Genomic DNA, 16,041 nt, shown 5'->3' with positions numbered 1-16,041 from the left:
TTTTATGATAGTAACTGGTTGTTTTTGTAGCGAGATAATTAGTTATTCAGATTCATCAAAACGATTAGAAATAAGTTCACAAATAGCTTCGAGAGCTTGCTTTTCATCGCTCCCAGTTGCGGTAACGTGTATCTCTTTACCTTGATTACTTGCAAGCATTAGTAAGCCCATGACGCTATCCGCACTGGCGGTTTTATCACCTTGTTGTATTTGAACTTTTGCATCAAATTGTAAGGCGAGTTGCGCCAATTTCGTCGCAGCCCTTGCATGTAACCCAAGCTTATTCTGGATTGTAATTGTTCGTGATAACACTGGGGTTGTGACCTTACAGTTGCTCTAAATAACGGCTCATCTCTCGATGGCGAGTTTTTACATTTTTTCCACGAGAACGGAATTGCTCAGCTAGCGTTTCAGCAATATATACAGACCTATGCTTTCCTCCGGTGCAGCCTATTGCGATCGTTAAATAACTACGATTATTACGCTCTAAGTGAGGTAGCCAGGTGGACATAAAGTTATTGATTTGAAATATGAATTTATTCACAAGTGGTTGACTAGAGAAAAAATCTTTCACAGGTAAGTCTAAACCGGTTAATGCTCTAAGCTCTGGTTCCCAATGAGGGTTTGGTAGAAATCGAGCGTCAAATACAAAATCGATATCATTTGGTACACCATATTTAAAACCGAAGGACTCGAACGTAATAATAAGTTCTTTATCAGACTTCCCTAATATCTTTTCTCTCACCATCTCGGTTAGTTGATGAACATTTAAATCCGAGGTATCAATATATAAATCTGCTCTAGACGATAACCCATCTAAAAGCTTACTCTCCTGTGCGATTGCATCAGGTAATGACGCATCACCTTTGGTTAAAGGGTGTAGGCGTCTTGTTTCACTATAGCGACGAATTAATACGTCATCTTTAGCATCTATATATAGAACGGTCGTCTTTACGCCTTTAGGTAAGAAATCTAAATTATCCATTAACTCTTGTTCAGAGCTGGGTAAGTTTCTAACGTCAATACTGACGGCAACTTGAGGATAATTTTTAGATAAGGAGTGTGATAATGCAGGTAATAGATTAACCGGTAAATTATCTACGCAATAGTAGCCTAGATCCTCTAGTACTCTTAATACGACAGTCTTCCCTGAGCCTGAACGGCCACTAACGATAAATATATGCATGATTAAGCAGCTTCAATTATTTGGTAAAGATCATTATCAGTTTCGGCGCTTCTTATTTTACGAAGCATTTCTTTATTATCAAAAATCTCTGCGATTGATGCTAACGTATTTAAATGCACATCACACTGATCTTCGGGAACGAGTAACGCAAAAAATACGTCAACTGGTCTATTGTCTATTGCATCGTAATCAATGCCAGGGTGGATAACAATTAATACCGCCACTGGGCTTTCATTTGGTTTTATTTTTCCATGAGGAATAGCAACGCCATTTCCTATTCCTGTGCTTCCCAACTTTTCTCGATTCATCAAACTCGAGAGTATATCTGTGCAAGTGAGATCTGGTAATTTTGTACTCGCGATCTCTGCGATGTGTTCGAGGATCTTTTTCTTGCTTTGGCAATCTGTCAGCACTTTTGTGCACTCAGGTCGCAGGAGTAGCTTTACATTCATGGTTATCTTTTACTGCTTTACTCTTTTGATTTAAATCTCAAAAGATTGGTTAAAAGCACCGTCCATGGCGCTTTAAAATTAATAAAAAGAGTTAATGTCTAGTTAACTTTTCTTTATGTTTAATTACTTGACGGTCAAGTTTATCAATTAAGGAATCAATTGCAGCATACATATCAGTATGCTCGGATGCCGCAAATAGTTCACCACCATTTACGTGCATGGTTGCTTCTGCTTTTTGGTTGAGTTTCTCAACGTCTAAAATCACGTGGACGTTATTAATATGGTCAAAATGACGTTCTAACTTTGCAAATTTCGTATCAACATACTCTTTTAAAGACTCTGTTGCATCGACATGACGACAAGTTAAATTAATTTGCATATGCACTTCCTTCTGAATTGATAAAATGGATTGTTAAACCAATCGTTTTCTCTGGTTTGAAGGGGGAATGTTTAACGATTCCCGGTATTTTGCGATAGTTCTTCTGGCTACTTGGATGCCCTGTTCGGCCAGAATATCAGCAATCTTACTGTCACTTAACGGTTTTGCTTGGTTTTCTGCAGCAACTAACTTTCTTATTAAAGCCCGTATTGCAGTGGATGAACATTCACCACCATTTTCGGTGCTAACGTGGCTAGAAAAGAAATACTTTAACTCAAAGATTCCTCTGGGAGTGTGCATGAACTTTTGTGTTGTCACACGCGATATCGTGGACTCATGCATATCGACCATTTCTGCTACATCATTTAGAACCATTGGTTTCATCGCCTCTGGTCCGTATTCAAAAAATGCTTGTTGTTGTTGCACGATACAATTAGATACCTTCAATAAAGTGTCGTTTCTGCTTTCTAAACTTTTAATAAACCATTTTGCTTCTTGTAAGTGTGAACGAACAAATTGCGCATCAGAGCTATTGGTTGAAGTTTTAGACAGTGAAGCATATTGTTCGTTCACTTTAATTTTAGGCATAGAATTAGGATTTAGCTCTACTAACCAACGACCTTTTTTCTTTACGACGGTAACATCTGGAATTACATAGTCAATTTCGTCTTTTATAACTAGGCTTGCGGGATTTGGATTCAGTTGTTGAATCAAGTCTAGTGCTTCTTTTAATTCTGATTCTTTTAATCTTGTTTTGCGAATTATAGTGCGATAATCACGGTTCGCTAAGAGGTCGATATTTTCAGCAATAAGTTCAATAGCCTCTTCACGCCAAGGTGTGTCAGGACTATATTGCTTTAACTGAACCAACAAGCACTCTTGTAACCCTCGCGTTGCAACACCAATGGGATCAAAGTGTTGGATGCGTTTTAAAACCGCTTCAACTTCCTCTATCTCAACATCTTCTATGTCTACAGACTCAACGATATCCTCAACAGATACCGTCAAAAAGCCTTTGTCATCAATAGCATCAATAATGGCTGTTGCAATAGCTAAGTCATGTTCGGAAAAAGGGGATAGATTTAATTGCCATTTTAGATGGTCTTGAATATCAACAGTTGTTTCACCTTGATAAACGGTGTCTTCACCGTCGTAAGCAGGGCCTGAGCTTGCAGGAGCTGCGCTCATGTAGTCATCCCAACTGGAATCTGTGGGCAAGTCATCACTTATGGTCTGATCTTGTATATTTTCGTTTGTATCGCGTTCTTCTCGCGTCCACTCGATATCGTCGTCGTTAGATGAAACAGAGGCTTCATTTTCATGACGATCATGGTTGTCCTGTGGTAAATCGATTTGTTCAACTGAGCCATGCTCTTCATCAGCTTCCAACAAAGGATTACTATCCAAGGCTTCTTGGATCTCTTGTTGCAATTCTAATGACGACAACTGCAACAGACGAATAGCCTGCTGTAATTGCGGGGTCATTGTTAACTGCTGACCCATTTTAAGTTGTAATGTTGGTCTCATTTGATCCCAGTAAAGTACTGACTAAAATAAACTTATTCGTGCTACCAAAATATCAAAGTTTGAACTGGTCACCAAGATAAACTTTCTTAACTATGTCACTTTCTAGCACTTGAGCCGGAGTTCCCTCAGCAATAAGCTCTCCATGACTAACGATATAGGCTTTTTCGCAGACATCAAGTGTTTCACGGACATTATGATCGGTAATAAGTACACCAATTCCCTTTGCTGTTAATTGTTGAATTATTTTCTTTATATCTATGACAGATATAGGATCAACACCCGCAAAAGGCTCATCTAATAGAATAATTTTTGGATCGGCAGCCAATGCCCTTGCAATTTCTACGCGGCGTCGCTCACCACCAGACAATGCCATGCCAAGACTATCGCGAATATGATCAATATGGAATTCAGCAATTAAGTCATCAAGCAAATCAGCTTGTTGGTTTGCATCGATATCTTTTCGCATCTCTAGTACCGACATTATGTTTTGTGAAACTGTCAGCTTTTTAAAGATAGACGATTCTTGTGGTAAATAACCAATGCCTTTGCGAGCTCTTACATGCATCGGTTCGTGACTCAAATCGATATCATCAAGCTGAATTAAGCCTTTATCGTTAGGCACTAAACCAACAATCATGTAAAAAGTTGTTGTTTTACCGGCGCCATTTGGTCCTAACAAGCCAACTACTTGACCAGCTTCTACCGACAAGCTCACATCTTTAACAACTTGACGACTTTTATAGGATTTGGCTAAGTGCTTTGCCACCAACTTGGTCATATTTAATTTCTCTACTTAATTATTTGGCTGTGTTTTTTTCGTTTTTATCGTAGTAGTTACACGACCACCTGTGGACTTGTCGCCATCAGCTTTGACTCTTTGTGCATTTAAATCAAATACGATATTACCACTTTCAACAATCGAGCTACCTTGCTTATATTTAGCTTGGCCATTCAATTCTAAAATACGCTCATTAATCATATAAACGACTTCTAATGCTGTGGCCTCTAATGCTTCGTTATTAGGATCATTTTGCAAAAAGCGAGCAGGTTTGCCTTTTGCTATTAGTTTTTCGCCTACGCCGTCTTTTGTAATTACATATAATTCATCAGCAGTGATCGTGAGCGTCCCTTGTTGTATTTTTACGTTACCGCTGAAATACATAGTGTTATTTTTGTAATCAAGATCTTGGTTTTTAGAATCAATAATCAGATCGTCGTTAGCAAAAGCGTTAACGCCAACAAACGCAAGCATAACAAGCGTCATCTTGATGAATTTAGTCATTTTTCGTCCCTTTTAAAATTGTTCTTACGTGATGTTTAAGTTTCACTGTTTGAGCTTTAAGATCGGCAGTTAGACCTTGCCCTTCAATAGTTGTTTTTTCACCGCGAATTATAATTGGCTTGTCGGTCTCAACGACTTGAGTGTCGAGATCTATTTCTAAGTATTGGGTTTCAATACTGGTTACGAGTTCGTTATTGGTTAACTGGTACATTTTAACGTTACTGTCTAAGGTTAGTCGGCCATCTTGAACACTGCCAAGATCTGCGGCTAATCGCCAAAACGGAGCATTGTTTTGATAAATAATAAATTCGGGCTGCTCGAAGTAAGTCAAAGCTAACTGGGCGTAGTGTTCCATTTTTTGTGAGAACACCTCTTGCTTTAAAGTACCGTTTTTGTCGAACATTTCTTGATGCAGTAATGTTGCAGTGAAGTCAGGCGTTAACACAGGCTCTTCTGAGTCATCAGCATTACTTTGATTGGTAAAAGCTGGAAACCAAAGGTAAAGGCTGATGCCAACAAAAATAAGGAGAACAAGTAATCTAAGTCTCATTAGGTACTTGAACCTTCAAAATTACTGGTAATAAACGCTTCACCTTTTTGTGCCATGATTAGCAGATCGGTTAACTCGCGCACGGCACCTTTTCCGCCATGAGTAACGGTACAGTAGTGTGCAATCTCTTTTACATAAGGATGGCCGTCGGCAACTGAAATAGCCAACCCGACTTTTTGCATCACTGGTACATCAGGGAAATCATCACCAATAAAAGCAACTTGTGATGGGGTGACGGATAAGTCTGCACACAGTTGATCAAAACCGATTAGTTTTGTTTCCATACCTTGATATATGTATTTCACGCCTAGGCTTGTCATTCGGTCTTCAACAATTTTAGAGCGTCGCCCGGTAATGACTGCAACTTCACATCCTATATTCATTAAAGACTTAAGCCCGAAGCCATCTTTTGTATTAAATGCTTTGAGTTCTTCACCGTTATTAGCCATGTATACAGAACCATCTGAAAACACGCCATCAATATCACAAATAAGCAATTTAATATTCTTAGCGCGAGCACTGACGTCAGTTGAGACTTTTTGATACCAGGTTTCAAATCGTTTCATTAAATAACTCCAGCCTTCAGTAAATCATGCATATTAAGCGCACCGATGGGTTTGTTGTGCTCGTCAATGACAAATAAACAACTAATTTTTTTGGCTTCCATTAAAGTTAACGTTTCAGCTGCTAATACGTTGGCTTTTGAAGAGGTAGCGTTTGTCGTCATTATATTGGTAATTTTAAGATCCGTTTTAAATGAGTCATGATCTAACCAGCGGCGTAAATCACCGTCGGTAAAAATACCAATCAAGGTGTTGTCCTTGTCGGTGATACCAGTCATGCCAAGACCTTTGGCGGACATTTCGATTATCGCTTCTTTTAAGGTTGCTTGATCGCTAACAACAGGGATGCGATCTTCTGTATGCATTATATCTTTGTTTGTTAGTAATAACTTACGACCTAAAGCACCTCCGGGGTGGCTTAGTGCAAAGTCTTCTGCTGTAAAACCTTTTGCTTCCAATAGTGAAACGGCGAGGGCATCGCCAAGTACAAGGCTTGCCGTCGTTGAAGCGGTCGGTGCTAAGCCTAGCGGGCAGGCTTCTTCTTCTACACCTGAAAATAGATGAACATCGCTGTTTTGCGCTAAAGTTGATTGTTTATTACCTGTCATAGCAATGATATGACAACCAAATCGTTTTAAAACTGGCAGTAGAGTAACAATTTCAGACGTTTCGCCACTGTTCGAAAGCGCAAGGACAACGTCTTGTTTAGTGAACATTCCTAAATCGCCATGGCTTGCTTCGCCTGGATGAACATAAAATGCAGGAGTGCCTGTGCTTGCTAACGTAGCTGCAATTTTATTAGCTATGTGTCCCGACTTGCCCATGCCCGTTACTATCACTCGGCCTTTACAACCCATAATAATATTACACGCGGCAACAAAATTTTCGTCACAAGATTGGACTAAATTCTCTATCGCATTTTTTTCAATTTCGATAACTTTTAATGCAGATAAAACTAAAGGATTCATAGTTAAAACCTTAAACTTAGGCAAATAGCAAGAATTGATAACCAACAAACGCAGACAGTAAAATAAAACCTTCAACGCGATTTATACGTCGAGTGCGTTGCGCAAAACTCATTGCCATAATTAACAATAATACAGTTGCACCTATCATCACAAAAATATCACGCGATGCAGCCGATGGGTCAATTTCGCTAGGGTTAATTAACGCCCCTACTGACAATACCGCAAGAATATTAAAAATGTTAGAGCCGATAACATTACCTATGGCCATGTCATCTTCACCTTTTAAAACGCCGGCAACACTGGCGGCGAGCTCAGGTAAGCTTGTACCGATTGCTATGATAGTTAAGCCAATAACGAGCTCGCTTATTCCAAAGTGCTGAGCAATTATGACAGCAGAGTCTACTAAAAAGTGAGAACTTAATGGCAATAAAACTAAACCCGCAATAACCCAAAACACGGCATTAAGAGTTGGGAGGTTATCAGGAATGTCACCTTCAACTTCTGCAAGGAGTAAATCAGTTGCAGCCGAATTAGGACGTTTTGCTAGGTAAATGAGGTAGCCGATAAATACGAAAAACAAGACGAGAAGTAATATTCCTTCATTAAAAGACAAATAGTTGTCGGCTAATACCCACCAAGCCAATAGAGTAAACCCTAATAAAACTGGCATTTCTCGATACAGCGTTGAGGATGAAACTAATAACGGGCGAACTAAAGTAGTGATACCCAAGACTAAAAGAATATTAGTAATATTCGAACCAATGGCATTACCAACGGACGTGTCTGTCGCACCCTTTAACGCAGCGTTAGCCGAAACCATAATTTCGGGTGCAGATGAACCCATTGCAACTATCGTTAGACCAATGATCATTGGTGATATTCCAAGGTTTTTAGCTAAACCTGATGCACCGTACACAAACTTGTCTGCGCCCCACACTAAAACAGCAAAAGAGATAATCAGAATAATTGAAGCGATTAACATGATAAAGAAACTTAAAAATATTGATAAAATAGTACCGTTATTGTGGCGTTAGTCGCGCCAGAAAGCAAAATATATTGCTGTTTTCACTTATAGTTAGTTAATTCTTAGACAAATTTATAATTAGACTAAAAAGTTATTTGAAATTCATAATTTTTAACATTTCAAACATAGCTAATTGGCGCATTAATCAATACAATGTCCGATCAATGGGCATACCACTAATTAAGCGGAGACAAGGTGAATAAAAATTCTTCAGATTCTGATCACCAGCCTGAGGCTTTGGTAGAGTTAAAGAATGTTACGTTTTCTAGAGGCGACCGCGTTATCTACGATGATATATCGCTAAAGTTTCCAAAAGGAAAGATAACAGCGATTATGGGACCAAGCGGTATAGGCAAAACGACAATGTTAAGGCTTATTGGTGGTCAACTTATGCCTGATACCGGCGATATTTTAGTAGCTGGTAATAACATTCCTAAATTGTCTCGTTCTGCCCTGTACAAAGTTCGCGAAAAAATGAGCATGCTGTTTCAAAGTGGCGCCTTATTTACCGACATGACCGTATTCGATAATGTTGCATTTCCAATTAGAGAACACACTTCATTACCTGAAGATATTATTCGCACCATGGTGTTATTAAAACTTGAAGCAGTAGGTCTAAGAGGCGCGAGAGATTTAATGCCTGCTGAGTTATCAGGTGGTATGGCTCGCCGGGCTGCATTAGCACGTTCGATAGCGCTTGACCCAGAATTAATAATGTTTGATGAACCTTTTGTTGGTCAAGATCCAATCTCGATGGGTGTTTTAGTTCGTTTGATAAGAGATTTAAATTCATCATTAAACTTAACAAGTATCGTAGTGTCACATGATGTTAAGGAAGTGATGGAAATCGCGGACTATTTGTACATCATGGCTGATAAGAGAGTTATCGGACATGGGACTAAAGAGCAACTATTAGAAAGTGAGTCTGAGTTAGTGCAGCAATTCTTGCGAGGCGAAGCCGATGGACCTGTTCCTTTCCACTTTGCTGCCGAAACACTGCAACAAGATTTAATGACGGGGTCTAAATGAAGACGTTACAAACGTTAGGTAAAAATACCATCGAGAAAATGGCTTCAATTGGACGAGCATCTAGTATGCTATTTGGCGCAATTGTAGGTCGATTTAATGTTTTTAAAGCGTTCCCGTTATTTTTAAAACAAGTTTATGTAGTAGGTGTGCAATCACTGATTATTATATTAGTTTCGGGTTTGTTTATCGGCATGGTACTAGCATTACAAGGCTATACTGTTCTTATTGATTATGGAGCCGAAGAAAGTTTAGGGCCAATGGTATCGTTAGCGTTGCTCAGAGAGCTGGGCCCGGTCGTTACCGCCTTGTTGTTTGCTGGTCGTGCAGGTTCTGCATTAACCGCTGAGATAGGCTTAATGAAAGCAACAGAACAATTAACGTCACTAGAGATGATGGCTGTTGATCCAATTAAGCGTGTTGTCGCACCACGATTTTGGGCTGGGGTATTTAGCATGCCAATACTGGCGTTGCTATTCTCATCTGTTGGTATACTTGGTGGGCACTTAGTAGGCGTTGAATGGTTAGGCGTAGATCACGGTAGCTTTTGGTCAATAATGCAGGCAAGTGTTGATTTTCGAGATGATGTTTTAAATGGCGTAATTAAAAGTGTAGTGTTTGCTTTTGTTGTTACCTGGATTGCTCTATATCGAGGATATGATGCAATACCAACGTCTGAGGGTATTAGCCAAGCAACCACACAAACAGTAGTACAAGCTTCGTTAGCGGTTTTAGGTTTAGATTTTGTATTAACTGCCGTCATGTTTGGCAGCTAATTTAAGGGAAAGATGATGACATCAAGAAAAATAGAAGTATTAGTTGGTTTTTTTGTGGCACTTGGTATTGCCGCGGTTATATTTTTGGCGCTAAACGTCGCTAGCCAAGGTATGTCCGGCTCAGGAGAGACTTACCAATTAAAAGCTAAGTTTAGCAATATTGGTGGTTTAAAAGTTCGTTCAGCGGTTAAGGTTGGTGGTGTGGTTGTTGGTCGAGTTGAGTCTATTCAATTAGATCCTGTTGATTATGCTCCAGTGGCAACACTCGCTATTGATGCTCAATACGATAACTTTCCGGATACCAGCTCTATTGCAATTTTAACGTCAGGCTTGTTAGGTGAGCAGTACCTAGGCTTGGAGCCTGGTTTTATTGATGAGACAGTCGCTATTTTAAAAGATGGTGATTATATTGAAGACACTAAGTCAGCTCTGGTATTAGAAGAGTTGATAGGCCAATTCTTATTTAACCAAGGAAGTGATAATTAAGATATGAAAAAACTGTATGTAATTTTATTAAGTTTTTTATTGGTAAGTTTTGTAGCTCCAGCAGCTAACTCTAATGACAACCCTTTTGAGTTGGTTAGAGGTGTAGCGGATGCGTTGTTTAAGCGTATTACTGCCGAGCAAAAACAAATTGTTGAGAATCCGGAAGTTCTACGAGTGGTGGTTACCGAGCAATTAGCTCCTTCCATTAACCATAAATACGCAGCAGCGATGGTACTAGGCCCATATTACCGAGTAAGTACGGAAGAGCAGCGCGAAGCTTTTTATGATGCATTCCAAAAGTATTTGGTGGCAACTTATGCGGGTATTCTGACGTTATATGATGATCAGCAAGTGGTTTTTGAACCTGCTTATCCAATCGACGGTCAGAAAATAGTGGTAGTTAAGACTCGAGTATTAGACGAGGGTAAGCCAGATATTCGCATTGATTTTAAGTTGCGAAAGAATTCCAAGACAGGCGAATGGAGCGCTTATGACATGATTGCTGAAGGCGTATCTGTGTTGGATAGCAAGCGAGCTGAGTTGCAAAACCTTATCCGCCAGCAAGGTATCGAGTCTGTTACTCATTTATTGCTCGAGAAAGCAGAAAAACCGATCGTTAAAAAAGATTTAGGTAACTAAAATATTATGTCAGTGTCATTCACGTTAAACGATAATCATTTATTGATAACTGGTGCATTAGATCGCTTTGCGCTAGGGCATCCTAGTTGCTACAAATTTCCTGCTATCACTGGACCGACAATATTAGACTTATGTAAAGTTGAAAGCACTGATACAGCTGGCCTTGCATGGTTGCTTAAACTGATTTCTCACTACCAATCACACCAAACGGTATCAATAATAAATGCACCACAACAATTATTAGCTTTAGCCAGTATTAGCAACGTGTTAGAGTTACTACCATTGAAAAATGACAATTGTAGTTAGATATTTGGATTTGTGATGGATATTGAAAAGGTAAAAGAAGTTCTTTTAGAGAACTTAACGCTTGACGAAGTTATTGTAAAATCAGACGGTTCACACTATCAAATCACCGCTGTAGGTGAGGTTTTCGAATCGTTATCACGAGTTAAACAACAACAATTGGTATACAAACCTTTGTTAGCGAATATTGCCGATGGCAGTATGCACGCCGTAAGTATCAAAACTTATACCCCTGCCGCTTGGCAAAAAGACAAAAAACTTCAATCACTGCTTTAGATAGAACTTCTTATGGAAAAATTGCTTATAAAAGGTGGCAACTCGCTAAATGGCGAAGTCACAATATCAGGTGCCAAAAACGCCGCATTACCTATTCTTATTAGTTCTATTTTGACAACGGAAGTGTGTCATTATGATAACGTTCCGAACTTAAGAGATATTACTTTTACCTGTCAGCTTCTAGAGCAGTTTGGTACCAAAGTCATTAACAACGGTCATGAAATCGAAATTGATGCGGGTAGTATTAACTCAACCGTAGCGCCTTATGAACTTGTAAACAAAATGCGAGCATCGATTTTAGTTTTAGGTCCATTACTTGCTCGTTTTGGGCATGCTGAAGTATCGCTTCCTGGTGGTTGCGCAATAGGCGCCAGACCGGTTGACTTGCATATTGAAGGACTTAAAAAGCTAGGTGCAGAAATATCTGTTGAAGCAGGCTATGTAAACGCCAAAGTTGATGGCCGACTGAAAGGTGCTCGTATTTATATGAGCACAATAAGTGTCGGCGCGACTGAAAATCTAATGATGGCTGCGACGTTAGCTGAGGGAACGACTGTTCTTGAAAATGCCGCGCGTGAGCCTGAAATCGTTGATTTGGCTGTATGCCTAAACAAGATGGGTGCAAAAATATCTGGAGCAGGAAGCAATAATATTACTATCGAAGGTGTAGAGCAGCTTCACGGTTGTAAACACACGATTTTACCAGACCGCATTGAAACAGGAACCTTTTTAGTTGCAGCAGCTGTAACTGGCGGGAAAGTAGTTTGTAAAAATACAGATTATCGCTTAGTTGAACCAGTTATTGAAAAACTGTTAGATGCAAATGCAATGGTCACTTGGGACGATACGAGTATCACAATTGATATGACGGGTCGTGAGTTAAAAGCAGTAAATATCAAAACCCTTCCTCACCCTGGTTTTCCAACGGATATGCAAGCTCAATTCACCATACTAAATGTAGTTGCAAATGGGGTTGGCACAATAACCGAAACTATTTTTGAAAACCGTTTTATGCACGTACCAGAATTACGACGCATGGGCGCGAACATTCAATTAGAGGGTAATACAGCTATCTGTCCTGAAAAATCAGATTTGATGGGTGCTCAGGTTGTTTCTACCGACTTGCGAGCCTCTGCTAGTCTTGTTATTGCAGGTTTAATAGCAACAGGCACAACTCAGTTAGATGAAGTGTTCCACATAGATCGTGGTTATGAAAACATAGAACAAAAGTTTGTTGGTTTAGGCGCAGACATAACTCGTGTCGACAACTAATCAGACGGTTTTGTTTTAGTCTTAAATGATAAAAAAGGGCCAATGGCCCTTTTTTATTGCACTAGTATTTTGCTAAGGCTAAAGCTAAAGCAAATTTATTTAGTTTTAATTAGAGACAATTGAGCCTTAAAAATATCCATAAGTATCTCTATGTTTTTCGTACCACCATAGTTCGGTCTAATAATAAAAGCTAAGCGTCTATGTGGGCCTGGCTCATTGAGATGTACTGCACGTAATTCAGATTCGGTATGTATAAGTTGATCTAGCGCCATCTCGGGTACTAATGTTGTGCCAAGTTTACCAACCACCATTTGAATCAGGGTGTTTAAACTGGTTGAGTTAAAATCAGCATTATTGTTGTGTTGATCAAAACTGCAAGCAGCTAAAGCATGATCTTTTAAGCAATGACCATCCTTCAATAACATCAGTCGTTCAATTTTCATATCTTTGCTTGATATCTCTTGCAGATTACTTGGGCATTCATCTTTGTGAGATACCCAATAAAAATCCTCTTGCCAGAACTCAAACGCCATTAAGCCTTCAATATCATATGGTAACGCTAAAATAGCGCAATCTAAGTCACCTTTTCTTACTTTATCAACAAGAACATGAGACTGATCTTCTACTAGATGAAGCTTAAAGTTAGGGTATTGTTTTCTAACGTCTGGTAATACTTTAGGCAGTAAATAAGGTCCGATAGTTGGAATCACACCAATGTTCATTGGCGTACTAAGCGGTAATTTATTCATTTGGGATAATTTATATAAATCATCAACTTGTAATTTTATATTTTGTGCTGTTTTTAATAATACTTGCCCTGCTGGAGTGATAAGCACTTGCTTATTGTTGCGCTCAAATATTTGTATGCCAAGTTGTTTCTCCAATTCTGTAATTGCAGTACTCAGGGCTGACTGCGATACGTTACAAGCGTCTGCAGCCTTTTTAAAGTGCATTTCGTCCTGAACAGCAAGGGCATACGATAGTTGTTTTAAAGAGATCATGTTACGTGGTTCTGTTTTATTGAATATATAATTCAAATTAATCAATTTTTCTAAATTACTCAAGTCCTCTATTCTCACTTCATCGAAATAAAGCACCTCACAATACAGTGGGTGTTACTTAAACATAAAAAAGAAATGAGGAAATCAATATGTCTTTAATCGGAAAATCAATCCCAGAGTTTACGGCTCAAGCTTTTCACAATGGTGAATTTACAACAGTTACATCGGAAGATGTAAAAGGTAAGTGGGCTATTTTCTTATTTTACCCAGCTGACTTCACATTTGTTTGTCCAACTGAATTAGAAGATATGGCTAACCAGTACGAAGAACTACAAGGCTTAGGTGTAGAAGTATACTCAGTGTCAACTGACACTCACTTCTCTCACAAAGCATGGCATGACTCAAGTGAAGCGATTGGCAAAATCAAATTCCCAATGCTAGGTGACCAAACTGGCCACATTACTCGTGGTTTTGATGTGATGATCGAAGAAGATCACATGGCAGATCGCGGCACATTCTTAGCGGATCCAGATGGAATCATCCAAGTTGCAGAGATTCATGCAGGTGGTATCGGCCGTTCAGCAAAAGACATGCTACGCAAAGTTAAAGCTGCGCAATACGTTCGCGACAATGACGGTGAAGTATGTCCAGCGGCATGGGAGCAAGGTGAAGCGACATTGACTCCAAGCCTAGATTTAGTTGGCAAAATTTAATAGATAGCAAAGTAGTAAGGTGCTCTTTTGAGCACCTTCGCTAAAGGAGAGTTAAAAATGTTAAGTAACGATATTTTAAAGGCCCTTAAAGCCTACACAGAAGACATGACGAATGATGTAACTTTAGTGCTGCAAACAGGCGAGCACCCAAAACGTCAGGAATTAAAAGAATTTTTAACTCAAGTTTGTTCAGTGTCTTCACAATTGCACATCGAAGAAAGAGATGTCTCTGAGGTATTAAGAAGTCCTATCAGTTTTGGTTTAGAAGTGGATGGGACGTTTAATGGTATTTTCTTTTCTGGAATACCTTCAGGTCATGAATTTAATTCGTTGATTTTAGCGATATTGCAGTCAGCGGGTACCGATTTAAAATTAGATAAGCAATTAATGCGTCTAATTCAAAACGTAGATAAAAAACTAAACTTTGAAGTTTTTATTAGTTTGAGTTGCCATAACTGCCCTGATGTAGTTCAGGCGTTAAACCAATTTGCTCTGTTGAATGAAAATATATCTACCGAGATGATTGATGGCGGACTATATCCTGAGTTAATCGAACAACGCAATATTCAAGGTGTTCCGAGCGTTTATCTAAATGGTGAAGTCTTTGCTAACGGTAAAATTGATACTGCGCAGTTAGTTGATAAGCTTTTAAAAGTAGCTCCGGTAGACCTGTCTGCTGATCAAGCCGATGCACTGCCATTACAAGACGTTACTATCATAGGTGGCGGTCCAGCTGGCGTAGCCGCAGCAATATACAGTGCTCGTAAGGGTTTAGCTGTGACTATGGTTGCCGATCGAATTGGTGGGCAAGTTAAAGATACAGTTGATATTGAAAACCTAATTTCTGTTAGCAAAACAACTGGCACAGAGTTAACAAATAACATGTTAGCTCACATGAACGATTACGAAATCACTCGCAAGGAGCATTTGCGTGTAGATAAAGTAGAAAAAGGTAAAATTAAGAAAGTTTATCTAAGTTCAGGTGAAGTAATCGAAACTAAGTCTTTAATTATTGCCACTGGTGCTAAATGGAGACAACTTGGTGTACCGGGTGAAGTAGAGAATATTGGTAATGGTGTGGCCTATTGTCCGCACTGTGACGGTCCTTTCTTCAAAGGCAAAGACGTCGCCGTGATTGGCGGTGGTAACTCAGGCGTTGAAGCTGCACTAGACTTGGCCGGCATGGTTAGAAGTGTAACTGTATTTGAATTTTTACCTGAATTAAAAGCAGATAAAATACTAGTGGAGAAGTTATACGAACGCAAAAACGTCAATGTTATAACTAATGCCGCTACCTCTGAAATTGTTGCAACTAACGGTAAAGTTTCGAGTATTAAATATATAGATAGGGAGACGGAAACTAATCACGAAGTTGAGCTATCAGGTGTATTTGTTCAAATTGGTTTGTTACCAAACAGTGAATTCTTAAATGGCACTGTGGAGCGTACTAAGTTTGGAGAGATTATTATTGATGAAAAAGGTCAAACTTCAGAGCAAGGAATATTTGCATGCGGTGACGTTACCACTGTTCCGTATAAGCAAATTGTTATATCGATGGGCGAGGGTGCCAAAGCGTCACTAAGTGCTTTTGACTATTTAATACGAGAGGGTCTGTAAG

At 39.3% G+C, this 16,041-nt stretch carries 21 protein-coding genes; 9 read left to right on the top strand and 12 right to left on the bottom strand.

Features of this window, described 5'->3' with window-relative positions:
* Window positions 1-42: 42 nt before the first annotated feature.
* The 11 genes from ACZ1GV_RS10870 to ACZ1GV_RS10820 form a co-directional block, all read right to left on the bottom strand.
* Entirely contained in the window at window positions 43-312 is a 270-nt protein-coding gene (locus ACZ1GV_RS10870) for an HPr family phosphocarrier protein (RefSeq protein WP_472674179.1), read from the bottom strand.
* 13 nt (window positions 313-325) lie between these two features.
* Window positions 326-1,186 (bottom strand): RNase adapter RapZ, encoded by an 861-nt coding sequence (gene rapZ, locus ACZ1GV_RS10865; protein ID WP_210561288.1) that lies wholly within the window; start codon window positions 1,184-1,186, stop codon window positions 326-328.
* A gap of 2 nt (window positions 1,187-1,188) precedes the next feature.
* The gene (gene ptsN / locus ACZ1GV_RS10860; protein WP_472674178.1) at window positions 1,189-1,638 is read right to left on the bottom strand and encodes a PTS IIA-like nitrogen regulatory protein PtsN; all 450 of its coding nucleotides are present in this window, start codon (window positions 1,636-1,638) and stop codon (window positions 1,189-1,191) included.
* 91 nt (window positions 1,639-1,729) lie between these two features.
* Window positions 1,730-2,017 carry a ribosome hibernation promoting factor gene (hpf, locus tag ACZ1GV_RS10855; protein WP_210561295.1) on the bottom strand — a complete coding sequence of 96 codons (288 nt, stop codon included), beginning with the start codon at window positions 2,015-2,017 and terminating at the stop codon, window positions 1,730-1,732.
* Between the two features lie 33 nt (window positions 2,018-2,050).
* Window positions 2,051-3,544 carry an RNA polymerase factor sigma-54 gene (locus ACZ1GV_RS10850; protein WP_472674177.1) on the bottom strand — a complete coding sequence of 498 codons (1,494 nt, stop codon included), beginning with the start codon at window positions 3,542-3,544 and terminating at the stop codon, window positions 2,051-2,053.
* 52 nt (window positions 3,545-3,596) lie between these two features.
* Window positions 3,597-4,322, bottom strand: a complete 726-nt coding sequence (gene lptB / locus ACZ1GV_RS10845; protein WP_210561299.1) for an LPS export ABC transporter ATP-binding protein — start codon at window positions 4,320-4,322, stop codon at window positions 3,597-3,599.
* 15 nt (window positions 4,323-4,337) lie between these two features.
* Entirely contained in the window at window positions 4,338-4,826 is a 489-nt protein-coding gene (gene lptA / locus ACZ1GV_RS10840) for a lipopolysaccharide transport periplasmic protein LptA (protein WP_472674176.1), read from the bottom strand.
* Complete coding sequence (gene lptC / locus ACZ1GV_RS10835) at window positions 4,819-5,376, bottom strand: LPS export ABC transporter periplasmic protein LptC (protein ID WP_472674175.1); 558 nt, start codon at window positions 5,374-5,376, stop codon at window positions 4,819-4,821. The genes lptA and lptC overlap by 8 nt, the downstream gene beginning before the upstream one ends.
* A complete protein-coding gene (gene kdsC / locus ACZ1GV_RS10830) occupies window positions 5,376-5,942 on the bottom strand; it encodes a 3-deoxy-manno-octulosonate-8-phosphatase KdsC (RefSeq protein WP_472674174.1) in 567 nt (188 codons plus the stop codon). Before kdsC ends, lptC begins: the two co-directional genes overlap by 1 nt.
* Window positions 5,942-6,907 (bottom strand): KpsF/GutQ family sugar-phosphate isomerase, encoded by a 966-nt coding sequence (locus ACZ1GV_RS10825; RefSeq protein ID WP_472674173.1) that lies wholly within the window; start codon window positions 6,905-6,907, stop codon window positions 5,942-5,944. Before ACZ1GV_RS10825 ends, kdsC begins: the two co-directional genes overlap by 1 nt.
* 16 nt (window positions 6,908-6,923) lie before the next feature.
* On the bottom strand, window positions 6,924-7,889 hold the full coding sequence (locus tag ACZ1GV_RS10820) for a calcium/sodium antiporter (protein WP_472674172.1): 966 nt from the start codon (window positions 7,887-7,889) through the stop codon (window positions 6,924-6,926).
* A 237-nt stretch (window positions 7,890-8,126) separates the two neighbouring features.
* Here ACZ1GV_RS10820 and mlaF point away from each other — a divergent pair, with 237 nt between their 5' ends.
* Genes mlaF through murA form a run of 7 tightly spaced genes read left to right on the top strand, consistent with a single transcriptional unit; the run spans window position 8,127 to window position 12,709 of the window.
* On the top strand, window positions 8,127-8,960 hold the full coding sequence (gene mlaF, locus ACZ1GV_RS10815; protein WP_472674171.1) for a phospholipid ABC transporter ATP-binding protein MlaF: 834 nt from the start codon (window positions 8,127-8,129) through the stop codon (window positions 8,958-8,960).
* Window positions 8,957-9,733 carry a lipid asymmetry maintenance ABC transporter permease subunit MlaE gene (gene mlaE, locus ACZ1GV_RS10810; RefSeq protein WP_210561317.1) on the top strand — a complete coding sequence of 259 codons (777 nt, stop codon included), beginning with the start codon at window positions 8,957-8,959 and terminating at the stop codon, window positions 9,731-9,733. Before mlaF ends, mlaE begins: the two co-directional genes overlap by 4 nt.
* Window positions 9,734-9,748: 15 nt before the next feature.
* On the top strand, window positions 9,749-10,219 hold the full coding sequence (gene mlaD / locus ACZ1GV_RS10805) for an outer membrane lipid asymmetry maintenance protein MlaD (protein WP_210561319.1): 471 nt from the start codon (window positions 9,749-9,751) through the stop codon (window positions 10,217-10,219).
* A 3-nt stretch (window positions 10,220-10,222) separates the two neighbouring features.
* Window positions 10,223-10,858, top strand: a complete 636-nt coding sequence (locus ACZ1GV_RS10800) for an ABC transporter substrate-binding protein (RefSeq protein WP_472674170.1) — start codon at window positions 10,223-10,225, stop codon at window positions 10,856-10,858.
* A gap of 6 nt (window positions 10,859-10,864) precedes the next feature.
* Complete coding sequence (locus tag ACZ1GV_RS10795) at window positions 10,865-11,164, top strand: STAS domain-containing protein (RefSeq protein WP_210561323.1); 300 nt, start codon at window positions 10,865-10,867, stop codon at window positions 11,162-11,164.
* A gap of 15 nt (window positions 11,165-11,179) precedes the next feature.
* Window positions 11,180-11,437 (top strand): BolA family protein, encoded by a 258-nt coding sequence (locus ACZ1GV_RS10790; RefSeq protein ID WP_210561325.1) that lies wholly within the window; start codon window positions 11,180-11,182, stop codon window positions 11,435-11,437.
* Window positions 11,438-11,449: 12 nt separating this feature from the next.
* On the top strand, window positions 11,450-12,709 hold the full coding sequence (murA, locus tag ACZ1GV_RS10785) for a UDP-N-acetylglucosamine 1-carboxyvinyltransferase (protein ID WP_472674169.1): 1,260 nt from the start codon (window positions 11,450-11,452) through the stop codon (window positions 12,707-12,709).
* Window positions 12,710-12,804: 95 nt separating this feature from the next.
* On the opposite strand, the gene ACZ1GV_RS10780 is transcribed toward murA, so the two are convergent.
* On the bottom strand, window positions 12,805-13,710 hold the full coding sequence (locus ACZ1GV_RS10780) for a LysR substrate-binding domain-containing protein (RefSeq protein WP_472674168.1): 906 nt from the start codon (window positions 13,708-13,710) through the stop codon (window positions 12,805-12,807).
* Window positions 13,711-13,859: 149 nt separating this feature from the next.
* Here ACZ1GV_RS10780 and ahpC point away from each other — a divergent pair, with 149 nt between their 5' ends.
* Together ahpC and ahpF are read left to right on the top strand one after the other, a co-directional pair.
* On the top strand, window positions 13,860-14,423 hold the full coding sequence (gene ahpC, locus ACZ1GV_RS10775; RefSeq protein WP_210561331.1) for an alkyl hydroperoxide reductase subunit C: 564 nt from the start codon (window positions 13,860-13,862) through the stop codon (window positions 14,421-14,423).
* 57 nt (window positions 14,424-14,480) lie between these two features.
* Window positions 14,481-16,040, top strand: coding sequence for an alkyl hydroperoxide reductase subunit F (gene ahpF, locus ACZ1GV_RS10770; protein WP_472674167.1), 1,560 nt, complete (start codon window positions 14,481-14,483; stop codon window positions 16,038-16,040).
* Window position 16,041 lies beyond the last annotated feature (1 nt).

Source organism: Psychrosphaera sp. HA2-10, assembly GCF_055693745.1.
This window is presented reverse-complemented; position numbering and strand designations above follow the sequence as displayed.

Bases quoted from the DNA above. Each gene is read 5' to 3' on its own strand.
- ahpC (WP_210561331.1), top strand. From the start codon at position 13,860: ATGTCTTTAATCGGAAAATCAATCCCAGAGTTTACGGCTCAAGCTTTT.
- mlaE (WP_210561317.1), top strand. From the start codon at position 8,957: ATGAAGACGTTACAAACGTTAGGTAAAAATACCATCGAGAAAATGGCT.
- mlaD (WP_210561319.1), top strand. From the start codon at position 9,749: ATGACATCAAGAAAAATAGAAGTATTAGTTGGTTTTTTTGTGGCACTT.
- ACZ1GV_RS10825 (WP_472674173.1), bottom strand. From the start codon at position 6,907: ATGAATCCTTTAGTTTTATCTGCATTAAAAGTTATCGAAATTGAAAAA.
- hpf (WP_210561295.1), bottom strand. From the start codon at position 2,017: ATGCAAATTAATTTAACTTGTCGTCATGTCGATGCAACAGAGTCTTTA.
- ACZ1GV_RS10850 (WP_472674177.1), bottom strand. From the start codon at position 3,544: ATGAGACCAACATTACAACTTAAAATGGGTCAGCAGTTAACAATGACC.
- lptC (WP_472674175.1), bottom strand. From the start codon at position 5,376: ATGAGACTTAGATTACTTGTTCTCCTTATTTTTGTTGGCATCAGCCTT.
- murA (WP_472674169.1), top strand. From the start codon at position 11,450: ATGGAAAAATTGCTTATAAAAGGTGGCAACTCGCTAAATGGCGAAGTC.
- ACZ1GV_RS10820 (WP_472674172.1), bottom strand. From the start codon at position 7,889: ATGTTAATCGCTTCAATTATTCTGATTATCTCTTTTGCTGTTTTAGTG.
- ahpF (WP_472674167.1), top strand. From the start codon at position 14,481: ATGTTAAGTAACGATATTTTAAAGGCCCTTAAAGCCTACACAGAAGAC.
- ptsN (WP_472674178.1), bottom strand. From the start codon at position 1,638: ATGAATGTAAAGCTACTCCTGCGACCTGAGTGCACAAAAGTGCTGACA.
- kdsC (WP_472674174.1), bottom strand. From the start codon at position 5,942: ATGAAACGATTTGAAACCTGGTATCAAAAAGTCTCAACTGACGTCAGT.
- ACZ1GV_RS10780 (WP_472674168.1), bottom strand. From the start codon at position 13,710: ATGATCTCTTTAAAACAACTATCGTATGCCCTTGCTGTTCAGGACGAA.
- ACZ1GV_RS10795 (WP_210561323.1), top strand. From the start codon at position 10,865: ATGTCAGTGTCATTCACGTTAAACGATAATCATTTATTGATAACTGGT.
- lptB (WP_210561299.1), bottom strand. From the start codon at position 4,322: ATGACCAAGTTGGTGGCAAAGCACTTAGCCAAATCCTATAAAAGTCGT.
- ACZ1GV_RS10790 (WP_210561325.1), top strand. From the start codon at position 11,180: ATGGATATTGAAAAGGTAAAAGAAGTTCTTTTAGAGAACTTAACGCTT.
- lptA (WP_472674176.1), bottom strand. From the start codon at position 4,826: ATGACTAAATTCATCAAGATGACGCTTGTTATGCTTGCGTTTGTTGGC.
- ACZ1GV_RS10800 (WP_472674170.1), top strand. From the start codon at position 10,223: ATGAAAAAACTGTATGTAATTTTATTAAGTTTTTTATTGGTAAGTTTT.
- rapZ (WP_210561288.1), bottom strand. From the start codon at position 1,186: ATGCATATATTTATCGTTAGTGGCCGTTCAGGCTCAGGGAAGACTGTC.